General features: G+C 64.5%; 19 protein-coding genes, 1 tRNA gene and 1 pseudogene. 13 read left to right on the plus strand and 8 right to left on the minus strand.

Going from position 1 to position 18,537, the window contains the following annotated elements:
- The first annotated feature begins 57 nt into the window (after window positions 1–57).
- Window positions 58–333 carry a divalent cation tolerance protein CutA gene (cutA, locus tag Pta02_RS18655; protein WP_203876136.1) on the plus strand — a complete coding sequence of 92 codons (276 nt, stop codon included), beginning with the start codon at window positions 58–60 and terminating at the stop codon, window positions 331–333.
- 145 nt (window positions 334–478) lie between these two features.
- Here cutA and Pta02_RS18660 read toward each other — a convergent pair whose 3' ends face one another.
- Window positions 479–2,827 carry a hypothetical protein gene (locus Pta02_RS18660; RefSeq protein ID WP_203876137.1) on the minus strand — a complete coding sequence of 783 codons (2,349 nt, stop codon included), beginning with the start codon at window positions 2,825–2,827 and terminating at the stop codon, window positions 479–481.
- A gap of 538 nt (window positions 2,828–3,365) precedes the next feature.
- Window positions 3,366–4,970 (minus strand): hypothetical protein, encoded by a 1,605-nt coding sequence (locus Pta02_RS18665; RefSeq protein ID WP_203876138.1) that lies wholly within the window; start codon window positions 4,968–4,970, stop codon window positions 3,366–3,368.
- A 224-nt stretch (window positions 4,971–5,194) separates the two neighbouring features.
- Between Pta02_RS18665 and Pta02_RS18670 the strand changes: the two genes are divergently transcribed.
- Together Pta02_RS18670 and Pta02_RS18675 are read left to right on the plus strand one after the other, a co-directional pair.
- Window positions 5,195–5,641 (plus strand): ATP-binding protein, encoded by a 447-nt coding sequence (locus Pta02_RS18670; protein ID WP_275423589.1) that lies wholly within the window; start codon window positions 5,195–5,197, stop codon window positions 5,639–5,641.
- Window positions 5,638–5,940 carry a hypothetical protein gene (locus tag Pta02_RS18675; RefSeq protein ID WP_203876140.1) on the plus strand — a complete coding sequence of 101 codons (303 nt, stop codon included), beginning with the start codon at window positions 5,638–5,640 and terminating at the stop codon, window positions 5,938–5,940. Before Pta02_RS18670 ends, Pta02_RS18675 begins: the two co-directional genes overlap by 4 nt.
- Before the next feature lie 386 nt (window positions 5,941–6,326).
- On the opposite strand, the gene Pta02_RS18680 is transcribed toward Pta02_RS18675, so the two are convergent.
- Window positions 6,327–7,091, minus strand: coding sequence for a GntR family transcriptional regulator (locus tag Pta02_RS18680; RefSeq protein ID WP_203876141.1), 765 nt, complete (start codon window positions 7,089–7,091; stop codon window positions 6,327–6,329).
- A gap of 244 nt (window positions 7,092–7,335) precedes the next feature.
- On the opposite strand from Pta02_RS18680, the gene Pta02_RS18685 reads away from it, so the two are divergent.
- The 7 genes from Pta02_RS18685 (at window position 7,336) to Pta02_RS18710 (ending at window position 11,861) form a co-directional block, all read left to right on the plus strand.
- The gene (locus Pta02_RS18685) at window positions 7,336–7,557 is read left to right on the plus strand and encodes a hypothetical protein (RefSeq protein WP_203876142.1); all 222 of its coding nucleotides are present in this window, start codon (window positions 7,336–7,338) and stop codon (window positions 7,555–7,557) included.
- 7 nt (window positions 7,558–7,564) lie between these two features.
- Window positions 7,565–7,696, plus strand: a complete 132-nt coding sequence (locus Pta02_RS41950; protein ID WP_275423588.1) for a hypothetical protein — start codon at window positions 7,565–7,567, stop codon at window positions 7,694–7,696.
- Between the two features lie 44 nt (window positions 7,697–7,740).
- The gene (locus Pta02_RS18690) at window positions 7,741–7,929 is read left to right on the plus strand and encodes a hypothetical protein (RefSeq protein WP_203876143.1); all 189 of its coding nucleotides are present in this window, start codon (window positions 7,741–7,743) and stop codon (window positions 7,927–7,929) included.
- Window positions 7,930–7,960: 31 nt separating this feature from the next.
- A complete protein-coding gene (locus Pta02_RS18695) occupies window positions 7,961–8,281 on the plus strand; it encodes a hypothetical protein (protein ID WP_203876144.1) in 321 nt (106 codons plus the stop codon).
- A gap of 71 nt (window positions 8,282–8,352) precedes the next feature.
- Window positions 8,353–10,089 (plus strand): cell division protein FtsK, encoded by a 1,737-nt coding sequence (locus tag Pta02_RS18700; protein WP_239130870.1) that lies wholly within the window; start codon window positions 8,353–8,355, stop codon window positions 10,087–10,089.
- 175 nt (window positions 10,090–10,264) lie between these two features.
- Window positions 10,265–10,537 (plus strand): helix-turn-helix domain-containing protein, encoded by a 273-nt coding sequence (locus tag Pta02_RS18705; protein WP_203876145.1) that lies wholly within the window; start codon window positions 10,265–10,267, stop codon window positions 10,535–10,537.
- Window positions 10,497–11,861, plus strand: coding sequence for a tyrosine-type recombinase/integrase (locus Pta02_RS18710; protein WP_203876146.1), 1,365 nt, complete (start codon window positions 10,497–10,499; stop codon window positions 11,859–11,861). Before Pta02_RS18705 ends, Pta02_RS18710 begins: the two co-directional genes overlap by 41 nt.
- Window positions 11,862–11,947: 86 nt before the next feature.
- Here the strand turns inward: Pta02_RS18710 and Pta02_RS18715 are convergent.
- The 3 genes from Pta02_RS18715 to Pta02_RS18725 form a co-directional block, all read right to left on the minus strand.
- Window positions 11,948–12,039, minus strand: a tRNA-Ser gene (locus Pta02_RS18715).
- 110 nt (window positions 12,040–12,149) lie between these two features.
- Window positions 12,150–12,671 (minus strand): hypothetical protein, encoded by a 522-nt coding sequence (locus tag Pta02_RS18720; protein ID WP_203876147.1) that lies wholly within the window; start codon window positions 12,669–12,671, stop codon window positions 12,150–12,152.
- Between the two features lie 397 nt (window positions 12,672–13,068).
- Window positions 13,069–13,629 carry a YceI family protein gene (locus tag Pta02_RS18725; RefSeq protein ID WP_203876148.1) on the minus strand — a complete coding sequence of 187 codons (561 nt, stop codon included), beginning with the start codon at window positions 13,627–13,629 and terminating at the stop codon, window positions 13,069–13,071.
- A 96-nt stretch (window positions 13,630–13,725) separates the two neighbouring features.
- On the opposite strand from Pta02_RS18725, the gene Pta02_RS18730 reads away from it, so the two are divergent.
- Window positions 13,726–14,241: a MarR family winged helix-turn-helix transcriptional regulator gene (locus Pta02_RS18730; protein ID WP_203876149.1), complete on the plus strand. Its 516-nt coding sequence runs from the start codon at window positions 13,726–13,728 to the stop codon at window positions 14,239–14,241.
- 152 nt (window positions 14,242–14,393) lie between these two features.
- Here Pta02_RS18730 and Pta02_RS18735 read toward each other — a convergent pair.
- Window positions 14,394–14,864: pseudogene (locus Pta02_RS18735) on the minus strand (SigE family RNA polymerase sigma factor); the annotation flags it as partial.
- A 300-nt stretch (window positions 14,865–15,164) separates the two neighbouring features.
- On the opposite strand from Pta02_RS18735, the gene Pta02_RS18740 reads away from it, so the two are divergent.
- Both Pta02_RS18740 and Pta02_RS18745 read left to right on the plus strand, forming a co-directional pair.
- On the plus strand, window positions 15,165–16,115 hold the full coding sequence (locus tag Pta02_RS18740) for a hypothetical protein (protein ID WP_203876151.1): 951 nt from the start codon (window positions 15,165–15,167) through the stop codon (window positions 16,113–16,115).
- A gap of 5 nt (window positions 16,116–16,120) precedes the next feature.
- On the plus strand, window positions 16,121–17,092 hold the full coding sequence (locus Pta02_RS18745) for a MauE/DoxX family redox-associated membrane protein (protein ID WP_203876152.1): 972 nt from the start codon (window positions 16,121–16,123) through the stop codon (window positions 17,090–17,092).
- A 30-nt stretch (window positions 17,093–17,122) separates the two neighbouring features.
- On the opposite strand, the gene Pta02_RS18750 is transcribed toward Pta02_RS18745, so the two are convergent.
- Window positions 17,123–18,304, minus strand: coding sequence for an ATP-binding protein (locus Pta02_RS18750; protein ID WP_203876153.1), 1,182 nt, complete (start codon window positions 18,302–18,304; stop codon window positions 17,123–17,125).
- Window positions 18,305–18,537: the final 233 nt, after the last annotated feature.

Genomic DNA, 18,537 nt, shown 5'->3' on the forward strand with positions numbered 1-18,537 from the left:
AACTATGGTTGAAGCGCTCGACGATCTTTCACCTCGGACACCAAGGGAACGGGACCGATGGCGGAGTACGTACGCGCGTTCACAACGGCGGAGAGCGAGCAGGAGGCGGTTGCGCTCGCCCGGAGCATCCTTCAGGCGAGACTCGCGGCGGAGGTCCGCATTGCCGGTCCGATCCGTTCGCTCCGCTGGTGGAAGGACCTCGTGGAAGAGGTCCAGGAGTGGGAGCTCACGATGACAACAACTCGCGAGCTCTTACCTGCACTAGAAGAACACTTAAACGAAAATCCGCACCTTGGCGGACAATACAAAATTACCTCCATCGAAATATCCTAATAGAATCACGAAAGCCGATCAGAACAGAAAGTCGAATTGATTAAACACAAGCATAGGCGATAACAGCTCCAGGGCGAGATATTTAATGCTTCAATCCGTAGATCATGGAATTAGATCACTCAACCTCACACAATCCAAACAATGATCAATTGGTCCACTTGTCCACAGAAGGGAGATCCAATAAGATTCTCACAGATGGAGATGTATCTATGTCATCAATAATTATCGAAAGCCTCTCGCGCAGCACAGCATCAATAGGCCGTGAGGCCAATTGTAAATGCAGATGTTTCGCTTGACCGCATAGGTCTTTTATGCTATCTCTCAGGATAGAAAGATCGATATTATTGATGACGGAACGGTAATTAGATCGGGCGTGTCCAAGATTACGCGCAGCACGATCAAGGTTACGTATCACTTCTAGCTGCTTTTCGGAATATCTGAAATTCGGAAGGCTTTGATCATTCTGCTCACGATAAGCATCAGCTATGCGGTTATATTCGTCACAATAGCGGGTAACTTCCGACCTTCCGACGGCACCGTCACTGAGGGCTGTAAGCCTGGTTGCAGAATTACGATAAAGCATCCACGATTTCTCATAATAATCAACAGCGCTACTCAAATTTGATGACAATTCAGAAATAGAACCAAGGACCTTCATCGCATAACCTTGACCGATCCAATCGCCTATATCCTCGTACATCCTGGCGATTCGTTCGTACAATTCTGAAATCTCGCCTAGGTCAACGTCATCGCCTGAACTCTTACTCCAAGGTTCATGGTCACTAGAAGCAGCTTTGGTTGCCCACGAAAGTATGGAATCGTGCATGCTGTTAGCGACCTCATATAAGTCGCCGTGAGGACCATAGCTGTTTTTATGGTAAAACAAGTCCGACAATCCATTCCATACATATATTCCTCCCCATCCATCTTGGATTGATCTAAGAAGTTTTTCGATTTCCATATAAACTTGCACGGCGTGAGCCCATTTATCACTATCAGCTGCTACAGCACTAAGACTGCGAGCAACCTTGGCTTGGCCGCCTAGGTCATTGATAGACTTATACAGAACCCAGGCACGTTGGAACATTTTCTCAGCTTCAGCATAATCATCCTCAGCATGACTAATATCGCCGATTCCTTTGAATGCATTAGCCTGCCCCTGTACATCATTAGTTTTTCCATAGAGCGTCAGCGCTCGACGAAACGCAATTTTTCCAATAGAAAGCAGGCGTGCCCAGTAGGCATGTTCTCCAAGAGCTAAAGAATCAGAGGCTGATGCATATGCTAAGGCATGGCCAATAAATTCACTGGACGCATACCATTGCCCGACTTGAGTTGATTGCTTTAAATCCACTAGATAGTCAAATACATCGACCGCATCCTCTTTTGAGCTAGTCGTAAGTAAAGCCGTCGTCGCGTATCGTGGACGCGTTGCCCACTCCCAAGCATCCTCAAGCGACTCAGGTCTCAGTCGATGGCCACCTGCTTCGACTAGATAAGTCTCATGAAGCTGATCCAATAATCCACGAGGAATAGAATCAAGAAAGCCTACTCTCCTGCAATCAATAGCAGCAGATACGAGTGCAGCACCCCTTGGGTTAACTCCGATGTCCCAAGCATTCTCGTAGTCACGCAGGAGAGCTGGGCCTGCCGCTAAATATTCGGCTAAACCGAATGTTCCGCTATGCTGCAACGCCATGGCGATGCGTGAATCATTTGCCAGCTCACGAGCACGACCAACCTCATTTTGGCTAAATTTCCTCCGTATACGGATTTGATATGCTTGTTCAAATACTTCTCTTACGCCACGCTCTGTTGGCGCCCCTGAGCCCTCAGAGTCAGAGTGCTCCCGCAGAAGGCGGTCTTGTTCAGCCGAACGTATAGTAGCTAGGACCACGTTCGAAGATCTATCTCCCGTAACCAGGCGAATGATGTCTTCCCTGGAAAGCCCGCCTGGGCGCAGATAGAATTCTAGATCATTTAGCCATAGGACTGCTTTCTGGCAACGCAAAGCATATGTAATAGCAACACGTAGGCCGCCCATCCCGCGTGGCGCAATCAGTGTATGCTCATGAAGCGTTTGGCGCATGGCTTCAAATGCGGCTCGCGATTTCCCTGCGGTGGAATCACCTACGATTAGTATAAATCCACCCTCCAGGAGTTGCGCACGAAGTTCCGAATCAATATCCCTGGAAACGTAAGGAGGCACATGCCCCTTGCTCGCCTCGTGATTGGTTAACGGTATAGAAGAGTGAACCCCTAATGCAATTGGGTTAATAAGCTGACGAACTTTAGGAGGGAGGCCATCTTGAAAAGTGAGACATTCCTCCTTGAATTTTAGAGATATGTCATCTCGGGAAGAGATTATCTTCTTATATCGATCCTGCCAAACTCCCGCGAGAAAAAGGAGTATTGCTGCGCCAGCGGCAGCTCCGCCTAGAATCCAAGGATTTGTTACCTTGGCAACCGTGAGCACAGCGGGAGTTGCTGCCATCGCGCTTAATACTATGACAATTATGAAGAGCCTACTCTCCCGCCATCGTCCGCTATTCAGCTCTCCACCCCCTTAACATAAGCCTAACTAAAGCGAACTCAGAAGTTCTAGGTTGGCCGCAAATTACCCATTTATTATATTTGCATTTTTCCAAACGGTTATGACGCCTACTAACTTATGGATGGCCAGCGCACAGTGATCACAGTCGAGTCTTCTTCTGCCTGCCAGGAGTGGTCAATGCCTGGCCCCCAGACGACGTAGTCACCCTGTCGGGCTAAGGTCACGCTGCCAACCGTGAGGTTAAGGCGAAAGCGTCCCTGAACGAGGACTATGAGCGCGGTCCTGTCGTCGCTAGAGGTCCACTCGTGACGCTCCTGGCCTGCAGGGTGGATCCCCCACTTCACTTCGAGGTCTTCGGTCCTGCGGACACCTCCCGTGTCCGGGTCCATGAAGTGCCCGAGGATCCACCCCCGGTTCTCCTCAGCGTCATCGTTCGCATTGCCCGTGTACCAGTTATCAGCCATAACCGTTACGGTTCCTATTCGATAGTCGGAAGGTTCACCCGCTGATCATCGATGTCGGCCAGACGTCGGAGACCATGCGTCAGAGCAAAGAGGCCCTCGTTGCTCCAGGCTGGGTCGAGAGTCAGAGACTTGAGCACGGAACGATCCAGGGTGGAGTACCTCCTCAGGCCGTGTGACTCCCAATTGGCCCTTATCCGGCCGCCGTACCGAGTCCACCACTCCTCGTCTTCTATGACGATCAAGCTCGCGAACTCGAAATTACCGCTCACCAGGTTGAGCCCGAACCCCGTGCATTCCATGCGCCAGTGAGAGCCTCCGGCGCGGTCGTACAGCCACCGCATGGGCTCTGACAGGCGGGTTGGGTGCATCGGGTCCGCGTCGACCAGGCCGCCCTCGGTAGAGTCGACGTCGTCCCTCCCGAAGAGCTCTTCCTCCATCTCGCGCTCCAGGGTCGCCGCGAGCTGCGTGTCGTCCGCGTAGTCGACGAGCGGCTCGTGGAACGCCTTCGGGATCACGGCCAGTCGGCGAGCCGAGTTCAGCACGTGGCCGGAACGTTCCTGGATCAGCAATAGGTAGTCAGGGGTGCCGCGACGTGCTCGACTTCCGGGACGGGCGACCGCGAACAGCGCGAGCGCCCCACCCGCGCACAGACGCCGATCCACGTTGACCACGGTGTTCACGTCGGGCAGGTACCGGTCACGCAACGGCAGACTGCCGGGCACCATGGGCCTGCCCTCGGCGAGAGCGTCGATGAGCTCTGCTTCTAGGAGATCCATGGTGAGTGCGTAGCTCACGAAGTCCGTGACACCCACGGTCCCCTCGATCGCTTCATGAGAGACATCGATCCCGGTCAGCCTGTAGAGAGGGGAATTGATGATGCGGGCGTTGGTGATGAGGGTCTCCGCCAGGCGTTGCGTCGCCGCGTCCGCGCCCAGCTCGTCGACCACAACGGAAACGACTGCTTCGGGATCATCATCCAGTCGGAGCCGATCGCCTTCGGCGAGATCCAGCCCCAGGTCAAGCCACTGCTTCCTGACGAGAACGCTGGTCGCGACAGACTGGCCATCCACCTGTGTGCTGTACGGCTGATGCTCCCCAAGACCGGTGGCGTAGTACTCGGTGAGCGCGTTCGCAATCTGCTCTCTGCTGATAAGGATGCGTCGGCGACCCCGATCCTGTAGCTCGCAGGGGTCGATACTCGCGAGCCGCTCCGCCACCGCCTTTCGGCTGCGTCCGGGACTCCCACCCGTCTGCTTATCCAGCCACTGCAGCGCGGCGGTGATGTTCCGATCGTCGGCGAGCCGTCTTTCCGCTTCCGATGAGGGAGCACCGCCAACGCTGGTGAGCAACCTCCTTGAACGGACCGCCTCATCTGGAGACATCGACTCAGTGGCAGCGATCCGGGCAAACCGCGCTCTCGCATCCTCGGGCGCCCGGCAGAGCAAAGTGTCCAACGCCCGCTGGATCTCCGGCACCGGGACGAGCTCCGGCTCCGCGTTCCACTTGGCCACGGTCCGCACCGCCGTACCGAGCTCTCCGGCGAACCCTTCGTTGGTCAGCCGGAGTGCCTTCTGAAGCGCGCCGGCGAGCTGGCCGGTCCACTGGTCGACGACTTCCACGGACAACAGCTCCCTAGGCGGGGGACGAGGGAGGTGCATTGCCGGTGCACTGGTGGTGCATCGGTGGTTCATGGGCTGGTCTGAAGTTAACAGACAGACTCCCCATCAGACAGGACGAGCACAGGATGCCGTCTCTTCTGGCTGAGAAGGGAGGTGGGACCGTGCTGCGGCGAAGAAATCTTCTCTGCGGGGACGAGTTGGCTGACGAGTCGCGGAAGATCCGGATGCCGGACGTGCCTGACGATTGTCTCTCCAGGGCAGTGACCGTCCCGCCCGTTCCGCAAGGGGTCGGGCGTACGCGTGCATGGGTCCGAATGACGCTGGACAGGTGGCGTCTTCCCCAGGTCGTCGAGTCCGTTGAACTCGCCGCATCCGAGCTGGTGACCAACGCCATCCAGCACTCGAACGGCGAGCAGGACGTGACACTTCTCCTCGCGTACGCGGCGGAGACGTTGCGTCTTGAGGTTCGGGACGGAGATCCGGTCAACCTGCCTTCGGTCAGGACACCGAGTGCATTGGACTTGGGCGGGAGGGGTCTGCTCCTGGTGGAGCGGTACGCCGACCGCTGGGGCGTGAAGCCGGCGGGGCGCGGCAAGGCCGTGTGGTGCGAATTCGACGATGTACAGCGTCATCGACTCCGTGCCGTTCACGGAGGAGGTCGCATCTCATGAGAGACGAGCAACTCGCCCGGATCGATGGAGATCCCGCCTTCGTCCTGGAGGAGGGCAAGGGTTACGTCAGGGCTTGGGCTCGGGCGCAGCATGCCGTACGCGATCTTAAGGATTCACTCAGTGCAGTGGGACTGCCTGAGGCGATGCCGTACCTCCGCGCCGACGTGAACGTGTTCGGTGTCGGGTTCGTGGAGCTGGGACGTGTCACGCCGGAAACGGCCGCGCTGATCGCGCAGGCCCTGACCCTGCTTACTGCTCAGGCAAAGCTGGAAGACGGGGACGCTGGATGCGCGGCGTGAGAAGGCTTGAAGAGGTGGCCTGCCTCAGCGTGCACCCCGCACCCCGGCAACCGGAGTGCGAGCCGTTGCAGTGGCTTCCTCCACAGCCTGTGGGCGTCGTCGCCTACACCTGTGGATGCAGGAATGTGAGCTACGAGCTCTGTCACGTCAACGGGCAGGCGTTTGTACGACGCACAGTGCGCCTGGCGGACGGCCACGTCATCGAGGAGACGCACCGGATGCCTATCCACAAGGCACGGGAGTTCTGGGAACGCCTCCTGCGAGGCGAGATCCAGTAGAGCAGGCGCGGGGGAAGCCGCCCGGTTTTCAGCCAACTGGGCAGGCCCGGCTTCCTCCGCGCCGCCGCATGCCGGGTGGGGACCGAATCATCAGTCGGTCCCCCCGGCCTATTTCGTGGCTCGCGTCTTGTGCAACGGCAGGGGATAGGAGACCTCCAGCGCGTCTCCGCGTACGGCGATCTCCTCCATGACTACTGGCGTCTTGCCCGCGTGCGTGATCCTGGTGACCTGGAGAAGCGGCGTGCCGGGAAGGAGGTTGAGCGCTGCGGCCTCGTCCGGCATGGGCATCCGGGCGCGTACGTGCTCCGTCCAGTGCAGGCCCTTTGCGCTCGCCTCAAAGTGGGCGTACAGATCACCCGGCTCCGGCAGCCTGGGGTCGTCGGCCCACGGCGTCTCCGTCGCGACGCTGAACGGCATGATCAGCTTGTGGGAGCGGCGCGCGTCGCCTGCGATCTGGACGGTGGCCCGTACGAGCATGGGTTCTCCTGCCGGAATCCCGAGGAGTTCGGTGTGGGTCACGGTGGCATCCTCCCGATAGAAATCGGGATCGCCCAGATCCCGCCAGGCGATGTCGCCGGCATCGGCATACCGCCCGTCCGCATCATGAGTCAGGCCGCGCTCTTCCGTCTGGGAGGGGCGGGCGTACGGCGAGCGGACGAAGGTGCCGCGAGGGCGCTTGACCTCGACCAGGCCCTCACTCTTCAGCTCGTTGATCGCCTGGCGGATGGTCGGGCGGGACAGGCCGAACTCGTCGGCTAACTGCTGCTCGGACGGCAAGGGCTGGCCGGAGGGAAAGGCGCCCGTGAGGATCTGTTCCCGCAGGTAATCGGCGACCTGCTTCCAGCGGGATACAGGGGCTTTGATCTCCACCATCTGAGGTCTCCCAACCAGAATCCGGCGGGTTCCAGTCTTTCTCGTTTTCTCGGCTCGGGAACTCTTGACAGAACGTACTACGTTGGACGTACATTCGTCAACGTACTACGTTCGACGTTCTACCTAGAGTCAACCAGGAGGAGGGATGCCCCATGAGAAAGACGCTCACCCTACAACCTGCGACGACGCCTCCGCGCCACTCCTCGACGCGGCTCTCCATGACCTGTCCGAGGAGGCCCGAGTCATGAACGTTCCGCTGTTCGTCGTCTATCTCGCGGTGTTCCTTGCCGCCGGCGTGCTGCTGCTGTTCCTCACTCTGACCATCGGTATCCGCGCCGAAGACCGCCGGACAGACCTGACCGCTCCGCCCCGCACTCTCGTCCAGGCCCTCACCCGCCACCTGCTGGGCGCGCATGTCCAGCGCTCCCCCGACGCCGAGCCCGAACCCCACGACGTGAGGAGGTGACCCCCTGATGCGCGCTATCACCCCACACGGCCGCCGCTGCCCTTGCGGCGCGCTGACCGACCCCGGCACCGACCGGTGCCGCAAGTGCCGCGCCCGTGCCCGCTGGCACCGCCGCAAGGCCCACCACGACGGCCTCTAACCCCCCGCGCCCGATCCCGTACCCGCGAAAGGAGGTGATCCCCGTTGACCGTCTCGATTCCCCTGGTCCTGCTGCTGGGCGCGATCGTCTTCATCGCCTGGCGCTACCTGCACCTGCGGCTGTGGCAGGCACTCGTCTGCCTGCTGTGCGGCTTCCTGTTGGCCGCCACCGCCCTCGCCCCGGACATCCGCCGCCTGATCAGCGCCGCGCTGCGCTGGCTGACCGGCTCATGACCCCGCCCACCGACCGAAGGAGGGATGCCTAGTGCCCAACACTCACCCCTACCCCGACCGTGATCTCCAGGAGGCCCTCACCCGCAACCAGATCGCTCGCCAGCTCGTCACCGCCTTCTCCCGCTCAACCCTGAGCCTGGCCGACCTGTGGCAGCACGTCTTCGCCGCCCTGGACGACACATTCACCCTGATCGCCGAGGTCGCCCGGCTCCGTGCCGATCTCGCTCGTGCCCGTCACTCTCGCGCCAATCTCATCGCCGCCGCTCGTGCCACCCTGTCCGCCCACCACGAAGGCGAGTCCGACCACCTCTGGTATCTGCGCGATGAGCTGGACGGCGGTGATGCCCGATGAGAAGACGCCGCATCTCCCGTCGTCGGATACGACGCAACGCCCGCCGGCTCCGCCGGTCCGGCGTGGAACCGATGGTGCTCCTCACCGACGACATGGACTTCGGCTCCGTGCTCCTGGTCGTCATCGGGCGCTGGTTCTGGCGTTACCGTTCCGAGTTCGCACCGTTCACCACGGCGCTGTTCACGCTCGTCACCGGGATGATCCTGCACGCCGCCTACCCGACGTGGTGGCCGACCGTCCTGATCCTCACCGGAGTCATCGCGTGGGCACTGGCCTTCTTCGGCCGGTGGGTCAACCTGACCCGTCCCATAGAACGCGGCTACGCCGCCGCGACCGTCCTGTTGATCGGCGGATGGCTCGCCGCTGCCGCCGCGCTCGACCCGTTCACTCCACCGCTCCCGGCCGTGCTCGGCATCGGCGGATTCCTCTTCGCCATCCCGTGGTGGGCGCACCGTCGTAGACGCGCCCGGGTCCGTGTGGAGCGCACTCTGAACGCCTGGCCGGAGATCGCGGAGGCGATCGGTCTGGCCGGATCCCGCATTCAGTCCGCCGTGGTGGACCTGTGGGGGTGGCGTGCCAGGATCGCGCTCGCTCGCGGGCAGACCGTGGAGGAGGCGATCGGGAAGCTGCCCGCCATCGAGTCGGGTCTCGGCACCCGCAGGGGAGCCGCCCGTATCCAGCCGATCCCCGAGCGCGCCAACCGGCTGGAGCTGCGGATCATCGAGACCGACCCGCACGCCGACGCCATCGGATGGCCAGGTCCGTCCGCCACCTCGATCACCCAGCCGATCGAGCTGGGCGTCTTCGAGGACGGCAGTCCCGTTCTCGTCTCCCTGCTCCGCCGTCACGCCCTCGTGGGAGGCGTCGCGGGGTCGGGCAAGAGCGGCGGGGTCAACGTCGTCATGGGCAACCTCTCCGCCTGTCCCGACGTGATCGTGTGGGGCATCGATCTCAAGCGCGGCATGGAGCTTCTCCCCTGGGCGTCCTGCCTCGACAGGATCGCCACCACTCCCAGAGAGGCGGAGACGCTCCTGAGGGACGCCGTCGCCGTTCTGGATGCGAGAGCGGCGACGCTCGCCCAGCGCGGGGAACGTACCTGGGAGCCCTCATCCGAGGCTCCCGCGCTGATCGTGCTCATCGACGAGTACGCCGAACTCGTCGACGACGCCCCGGGAGCGGTGCGCTACGCCGACTCCATCGCCCGTCGCGGGCGCGCCCCCGCGACCACGCTCATAGCCGCCACGCAACGCCCCTCGCAGAAGGCCATGGGCAACAGCGCCGTCCGTTCCCAGATGGATGTACGGATCTCCTTCCGGGTTCGGGAGCGCCGTGATGTCGATCTGATCCTCGGACAGGGCATGCACAAGGCCGGATGGCATGCCGACGCGCTCAACGCCCCCGGCAAGTTCCTCATCAGTGCGCCTGAGCACGACATCCCGCGTCGTGCCCGTACCTACCTACTGGAAGACGAGACCGTACGGCACGCGGCGGGCAGGCACGCACCCCGCCGGCCCGCCCTCGACCCGGTGTCCGAGACCGCCGTCGAGGACAGTTCGGACGACATGGCGGAGGAGCCGGAGACCGTACGGCAACACGACCGCAAGACCGCTCAGGAGATCGCGGAGGGAGCCCTCCACGCCGCCCTGCACGACGCCCCCGACGAAGGGGTGAGCGTGCCTCAACTGATGGAGGCGACCGGCATGAGCCGTCCCTGGGTGTACTGGCGGCTCAACCAGCTCGACACGCAAGGCAAGGTCCGGCAGGTCAGCCGGGGACGGTGGCGCGGCGTGGAAAGCGACTCTCCGTGATCGTCTAATTGTCTAATGTCTCGCGCGCGTCTGCACGTAACGGGCATGAGTGCGGGCTTAGACAAACCGCTGCGGCATCACCCTAAGTAACCATTCACCGGAGGGCATCCGAAGACTCTTGACGGACTACGTTCAACGTCGCACAGTGAACGTACTACGTTCTTCCTTAGGTCGGATGCCCTCCCGAAAGGAGGGATCCATCACGAAGACCACACCCCCGCCTCCACTGCTCTACACGATCCCCGAAGCCGCCGAAGCCCTCCGGATCAGCAGGACGAAGCTCTATGAACTCCTCGCAGAGAACAAGATCTCCTCCGTCCACATCGGGCGGAGCCGCAAGATCCCCGCCTCCGCCCTTCAGACCTACGTCGACCGCCTACAGGCAGAGCAGAAGGAAGGTGATCAAGATGACCCGCGCAGAGAAGGGCACCAGGACGGCGAACGGTGAGTCGTCGGTCTTCTTCAGCGAATCCGACGGCTACTGGCACGGATTCGTGACCATGGGCATCAAGGACGACGGCTCACTCGACCGGCGCCACTGCAAGTCGAAGTCGGAGAAGCAGCTCAGAAAGAAGGTGAAGGACTTCGAGGACGCCCGCGAGGCGGGACGGCTCGCACAGACGAGCCGGGTGCCGACGCTGGCCGAATGGATGGAGTTCTACCTCGACACGGTCTGCACGCGGCTGGTGGCATCGGGGAAGATGGCGCCCCGTACCCTCGACGACTACCGGTCCAAGACCCGCGTGTGGATCGTCCCCTTGCTGGGGCAGCACCGCCTCAACCGGCTGCTCCCCGAGCACCTGGACAAGGCGTACGGCCAGATGCACGCGAAGGGACGTTCCACGAGCACGGTCCTCAAGGTTCATCGCATCCTCTCTCGTGCGCTGAGCGTCGCCGTACGACGGGAGAAGCTCAACCGCAACGTGGCGACCCTCGTCGACGCGCCGGCCGCCGCCGAGACGGAGATCGAGGCGTTCAGCAGGGAGGAGGCCCGGCTCATCCTGAAGGCCGCCGAAGGGCGGCGCAACGCCGCCCGCTGGTCGGTCGCCCTCGCCCTGGGCATCCGCCAGGGTGAGGCGCTCGGGCTCCGCTGGCAGTACGTCGACCTGGATACCGGCGTGATCCGGGCGTGGTTCCAGGTCCAACAGGCCAACTTCCGGCACGGATGCGACGACCCGCACGCCTGTGGAGCGAAGCGGCACAAGGCACCCTGCAAGACACCGTGCAGGGCCCATGTCCACAGATCCGACTGCCCTACTGGCTGCAAGAACCGCAAGCACACATGCCCGAAGCACCCCTGTGGAAAAGATTGCAGGGAGCACGCACAGTTCTGTCCCCAGCGGACGGGCGGGGGCATCGCCTTCCGTCCCCGCAAGGGCAAGCGGAGACTCACGCTCCAGTGCCCGCCGGAACTGCTGCCCGTCCTGCGAGCGCACCGCGAGACGCAGGACCTGGAGCGGCTCGTGGCGGGTGACGCCTGGCAGGACCACGACCTGCTGTTCCCGCGATCGGACGGGACACCGGAGAGCCGTACGGAGGACTGGAAGGAGTGGAAGCGCATTCTCAAGCTCGCCGGAGTCCGGGACGGGCGCCTGCACGACGCCCGGCACACGGCCGGAACGCTGCTCATCGAACAGGGTGTGCACATCCGCGTCGTGCAGGAGATCCTCGGGCACACGAGGGTGACGACGACGGAGAAGTACACCCATGTCGCGTCCCCTCAGGTCCAGGACGCGACCGCGCGCATGGGAGCGGCACTGTGGGGCGAGTGAGCGCAACTGCTCACCTAATTGCTCACCCAGCGCTCTCGGAAATCAAAAAGGCCCTCGTCCCGAGTTCGGGATGAGGGCCTCTGACCTGGCGGAGGCTCGGGGATTTGAACCCCGGATGGTGTTGCCACCAAACCGCATTAGCAGTGCGGCGCCATAGACCTGACTAGGCGAAGCCTCCTGGTAGCCATGTGGCTCAGCACAGAGTACCGGCCATCGGGCGAGGCGGCAAAGTGGTTGCCGGGCGCGTCGCCCGGGTGGGGGGATGTCCTCTGATCGGGCGGGGCCGGATCAGGCGAGGGCGAGGGTCGCCAGGGTGGCGGCCGAGGCGCCGAAGACCACGATGTGGCGCACGTTCTGGAGGGTCCACGTCCAGCCGGGGAAGCCCGCCTCGGCCGCCTTGAGCAGGACGGGGACGTCGATGCGGGCCAGCTCCGGGTCTCCCTTGCGGGCGAAGGCGGCCTGCACGGAGGTGACGGCGGTGAGCTGGCTGTAGAGGATGACGCAGTTGCCGGCCAGGACGAGTGACTGCAGGATCCAGGTCGCGGTGCCGGCCCAGGAGACGGCGGCCAGGTTGAGGCCGGCCAGCGCGGCCATGACGGCGGCGACGCCCCCGGGGGCCCACGTCTCGTGGCCGCCGGCGTCGAAGCGCATGCCGTTCTCGGTCAGCACGGTGGCCCGCACGCCCTGGCGGGTCAGCTCCGCCTCGGCCCGGCCCATCGCGCGGACCCCGTAGCGGTGACGGACCAGCGGGATGCTCGCGAACGCGGCGGCGACGAGCAGCTGCATCACGGCGATCAGGGTGGTGCTCATGGGGTTCTCCTCGTTTCGTCCCTGGGGACCGGCCTGCCGCCGGATTGCTTGAACTAAGTTCAATGGAACCGTACGACATGACTTGAACTAAGTGCAAGAGCATCTTGAACTTTGTGCAATCGCGCCCGGCCGTCCTGGACGTATCACCGAAGGGCCGAGCGCGCCCGGAAAACGGCCCGAAGAGTTGTCCACCGCTGTGGATAACTTCCTCCACATCTGTGGATAGTCTTACATCTCCCCAGGTGAGAGCGGTGGAAGCCTGTGGATTCTCGCCAAGCGAGACACAACATCTCAGTCGACGAACACAGCGCTAATGAACACAGCGAGGCTCCCCTCCCGGACGGGAGGGGAGCCTCGCTGTGGATGATCGGTCGTGGCCCGGTTGCGGACCGCGAGATCAGGCGCGATTGGCCTCGCCCTCGATCTCGATCTTGACCTTCTTGCCGACGAGGACGCCGCCGGCCTCCAGGGCCTGGTTCCAGGTGAGGCCGAACTCCTCGCGGTCGATCTCGGTCGTGATGGAGAAGCCCCAGACCTCCTGGCCCCAGGGGTTGACGCCGGCGCCGCCGTACTCGACGGTGAGCTCGACCTCCTTGGTGACGTCACGGATGGTGAGGTCGCCGACGAGGGTGAACTCCTCACCGGAGTGACCGGCGACGCGGGTGCTGCGGAAGGTCAGCTCGGGGAACTTCTCGGCGGCGAGGAAGTCGTCGCTGCGGAGGTGGCCGTCGCGGTCGGCGGAGCCCGTGTTGATGCTCTCGGCCTTGATCGCGATCTCGGCGGAGGAGTCCAGCGGGTTCTCGGCGATCGTGACCGAGCCGGAGAAGTCGCCGAAGTTGCCGCGGACCTTGCTCACCATCATGTGCTTGACGACGAAGCCGACACGGGTGTGGGCGACGTCGAGGGTGAAGGTGCCGGCGGTGGGGATCTGGAGGTTCTCCCAGGTACGAGTGCTCACGAGGGGCTCCTTAGGGGATAGTTGCCGTGCGGATGTTTGCGTCAACACATTTCTACCCGAGGAATATTCCTCACGTCAACTATCGTCCCATAGAGTGTGAACGTGATTCCTTTCGACGACCCTCGGTTGACGGCGATGGGCCTCCTGGCGGAGGTCTCCACCGGCCTGTCGGCGAAGACGACCCCTTCCCTGGCCGCCGCGGGTGTCTCAGAGATCGACTTCGAGACCCTGATCCGCCTGGCGCGCTCACCCGGTCAGCGGCTGCGCATGAGCGACCTGGCCGCGCAGACCAATCTCTCCACCAGCGGGGTCACCCGCGTCGTGGACCGGCTGGAGCGCGAGGGTCTCGTCGTACGGCAGGCGTGCGCCACCGACCGCCGGGCCTCCTACGCCGCGATCACCGCGGCGGGCACCGCCCGGCTCGCCGACGTGCTTCCCCAGCACCTGGTCGACATCGAGACCTGGTTCACCGGCCTGCTCGCCCCCGACCGGCTCGCGGCCTTCCTGGACACGCTGCGGATCATCCGCGACGCCGTACGGCCGTGCGCGACGGCCGGTTCCGAGCACGCGCCGGCGCAGGAAACGGCGTCCGCCGGGCAGGCTCAGCCCTGAGGTTCCAGGTGCCGCCGTTCCGGAGCCACGGCAGCGGGCTCCGCACACCGCCGCTCTGAGGCCGTGTCCTCAGGCTCCGCACACCGCCGCGCCGGAGCCATCTCCCCAGGCTCCGCGCACAGTTGCTCGGAAGTCGCATCCCCCAGGGCCCCGCGGAGCTTCGCCATGCCCCGTGAGACGGTGCTCTTGACCGTCCCGACGCTGACACCCAGAGCCTTGGCGATCTCCGGCTCGGACATGTCCTCGTAGTACCGCAGCACGATCGCGGCCCGCATCCGGGCCGGCAGGCGTTCGAGGGCCTGCTCCACCCGCTCGGGCAGATAGCCGTGGACGATCGACTGGACCGGCTCCGGCAGTTCGTCCGACGGGTACTCCTCCAGCCGGCGCCGCCGCCACCACGAGATGTTGATGTTGACCATCGTCCGGCGCACGTAGCCGTCCAGGGCCGCGCGGTCCTCGATGCGCTCCCAGGCGAGGTAGGTCTTGACCAGGGCCGCCTGCAGCAGGTCCTCGGCCTCGTTGGGGTTGCCGGTGACCTGGTGGGCGGCGCGCAGGAGCGCCGGTCCGCGAGCGCTGACGTACTCACGGAACTCGTCGTGGATCCCGCCGGTCACTGCGATCACCAGCCTGTGGTCATGGGACGTCTCGTCGTCAGAATCGCAGCCGCGGGCCCGGATACGGCTGAACCGGAATCCAGGTTTCATCCTGACGAGTGCAAAGATCGATTCAGCTGGGTGGCGGAGCACGCAAGGGGTACTAGATACGGGTTTGACCCGACGTGGGCATCAAGGCGTTCTACCGGGGATGTGAATTTTGCTACCTGGTAGGGCCCCTGTCGGAATTATTGGTGTGCACCGGACCCCGCCCATCGCAAATCGTGTGACGCTGGCCGGAACACCTCGCCGACAAGAGGGGAAGTGACGATGCTCCATCGGAGCGTTGACCGCCGCCACGCCCTGGCCGCGGCCGCGCTTGGCCGAAATCCGGCGATCCCGGGGCCGGTCGCCGACGAGGGCGAGCTCCTGCACGCCGTCACCGGGGAGATCCTGGACATCAGTCCGCATCTGATCATCATCGAGACACCGGACGGCGATCACGAACGTCTGGTCATCGCGCCGTGGGCGACCGCCTGGCGGGGGGAGACAGTCGCTCCGGCCGACCTGCCGAGGGGCGCCCAAGTGATCGTCAGGGCGGTGAAGGGGGGCAGGGTCGCCGAACGGATCTGGGCGGACATCACCCGGATCACCGGCGTGATCCAGAATGTCGGCAAGGGCGCGAGAGATCGCACGATGGAGCTCTACTGCGGACCCCACCGGGGACGGCGCACCGTCGTCATCCCCTACGGCGCCTCGGGACGCCTGCAGGTCCGCCATCCGAAGTTCGAGCCCGGCTATCTGTTCGACGCCATCGGCGTGCGCGAGGACGGCGTCTCCCACGCCCGGCTCCCCGCGACCTCGCAGCCGCCCTACCGGTGGACGTCCGTACCCGAGCAGCCCCCGTCGTACGGCGGCACGCAGTCGCGGATCTCGGGCACCGCGACCTGGTCGGACGCCTTCGACGCCGACGAGCGCGGAGCGGCCTACCCGATGCTGGAGTCCTCCGACACGGGCTGCGACGAGGCGGGCGTGTCCTGCGCCAGGCTGCCCTATCTCGCACTGGGCTCGATGCTGGAGATGCGCAACGTGTGCGCGGGACGCACCTCGATCGTCCCGATCGTGACATGCGGCTGTCTCGCCGGTCGGTTCTGCGACCGGTGCCTGGAGTGCGGTACGTCTCCGCGTGGCCGGATCGCGGAGCTGTCGCCGTCCTCTTTCGTGGAACTGGGTGGGGACCTGACCACGGGATGCTTCAATGCCCGGGTCGGATTGGGGTGACACAGGTGGCACAGGAGTGGATCACGATCGCCGCGGCGCAGATCCCGGTGCTGGCCGTACTGCTGGCGCTGGGCATGACGGCGAAGATCAGGACCGTCACGCACGACTCCGAGCCCGGCGGGATGAGCGGGCTCGGACCGGCGGTGCTGGTGGCCGAGCGGTGGCGCGCGCCCGCGATGCTCGGTTGCGCGGCCGGGGAGGCCGTCCTGCTGGGCGGCCTGATGCTCACCGGGCACTCGTTCTTCCGCTGGGGGGCGGCGGCCTTCTTCGCGGTGTCCGCCTACGTCCTGTGGGAACTGCGCCGCCGGCGGCCGGACGCGGGCTGCGGCTGCTTCGGCGACGTCAGCGCGATCCCGGTGGGCGCCCGGTCGCTGGCGCGCACGGTGGTGCTGACCGCCATGGCCGTGGGCACGGTCTGGGTCGGCCCGGCCCCGGGCTGGTCGGTGCTGGCCGGGATCTCCTGGATCGAGGGCCTGGCCATGGCCTGCGGGCTGCTGCTGGTCGCCGCGCTCTCTCCGGAGATCGAGGAGGCCGCCGCCCGGATCCGCTATCGCGTGCCCTGTGAGCAGCGCCGGATGGACCCGGAGACCGCCCTGAACAGGCTGCGCGCGAGCACGGCCTGGCAGGCGCACATGAGGTTCCTGGCGAGCCCCGACCCGGTCGACTCCTGGCGGGAGCTGTGCTGGCGGTTCTTCGTCTATCCGGGGCACGATCCCGGGGGGAACCGGCTGGAGGTGGTCTTCGCGGTGCACCTGATCGGCAGGCGCCCGGCGGTGCGGGTGGCCCTGGTCGACACCGAGGGACGGCCGGTCACCGTGGAGCCGGCCACAGCGGAGGAGAGCCGGCGGGAGCCGGTCTCCGCCAGGTCACAGCCCCGCTCCCGCCGGATGCTGACCCATGCCCGCCATGCGGCCCGGCACGATTCAGCTCTATACGGCTCTCTAGCTTCCCCACTAGAGAGCCGTATAGAGGGCTAGCAGCCGCTCCCCACTATATCGAACACGTGTTCAGATCGGTTGGGAACGGAGAAACTTTCCGAAGTGCGGGACGGTGAACGCGATCAGCCCGCGCTCGGCGCTGTAGATCAGCCCCTTCTTGATGAGGCTGTCGCGGGCCGGGGAGAGGCTGGACGGCTTGCGGCCGAGCAACTCGGCCACCTCCGCCGTGGCCACCGGCTCGTCGCCGATCGAGGCGATGGCGTGCATGTAGTCGCGCTCGGCCGGGGTGGCCCGCTCGTAGCGGCTGCCGAAGAACCCGACCGCGAGCTCCTCCTCGGCCTCCGGGGCGGAGACCTTGACGTCGTCGGCGGTGATCGGGCTGCGCAGCGCCAGGTCCCAGGCGACCTTGCCGTAGGCCTGGACGAAGTAGGGGTAGCCGTCGGCCGCCTGGTAGAGGGCGTCGAGGGCCTCCTGGGTGAACTCGACCCCCTCGCCCTGGGCCGGGGCGATGAGTGCCAGGTCGGCCGCCTCGCGGTCGAGCCGGTCGATCCTGGCGTAGCGGAAGAGCCGCTCGGAGTAGCTCTTGCTCGCCGACAGGACGCCGGGCAGGTGCGGCAGGCCGGCGCCGACCACGATCAGCGGGCCGCCGCTCTGGGAGAGCTCGTGGCAGGCGGCGCACAGCGCCGAGACGTCCTCGACCTGGACGTCCTGCATCTCGTCGATGAACAGGGCGATCCCGACGCCCAGGTCGGTGGCGACCGCGGCGGCGTCGACGAACAGCTCGGTGAGGTCGATCTCCAGGTCGCCGGAGTCGGCCCGGCCGCGCGCGGCGGGCACGTCGATCCCGGGCGACCAGTGCGAGGTGCCCTTGGCCGCGGAGGCGTCGCGCATCGCGAAGGCCTTCAGCACGCCGAGGAACTCCTCGATGCGCTCGGGCGCGCGGTGCCGGGGGGACAGCTCGCGGATGGCCATGTGCAGGGCGGCGGCCACCGGACGGCGGATCGACCGGTCGGGCCGGGCCTCGATCTTGCCGGTGCCCCACAGCCGCTGCATGGCCATCGACTTGAAGGTGTTGAGCAGGACGGTCTTGCCGACGCCGCGCAGGCCGGTGATGACCATGCTGCGCTCGGGACGGCCGCGGGCCACCCGCTCCAGGACGACCTCGAACTGCTGCAGCTCGCGGTCACGCCCGGCGAGCTCCGGGGGGCGCTGGCCCGCGCCGGGGGCATAGGGGTTGCGCACGGGGTCCACGCTCTCGGACTTTATGACGGGATATAGCGGCCGTCCTAGATTTCCGTAGAAAGCGTTATGGCGTGTCGCATGTCGCAGGGAGGGGCGGCGCGGGGCGGGCGCTCGGAGCGCCGGGGAGGTCGCGGGCATCGCCATGGCACACCCCTCACCTGGACGGACATCGACCGAACCCGTGTTCGATCCGACGCCTTCGACTGTAGCGCGGGATCGAACACAATGACGAGAGTTTCCGA

It is taken from the genome of Paraplanobispora takensis, from assembly GCF_016863195.1.
GTDB lineage: Bacteria > Actinomycetota > Actinomycetes > Streptosporangiales > Streptosporangiaceae > Planobispora > Planobispora takensis.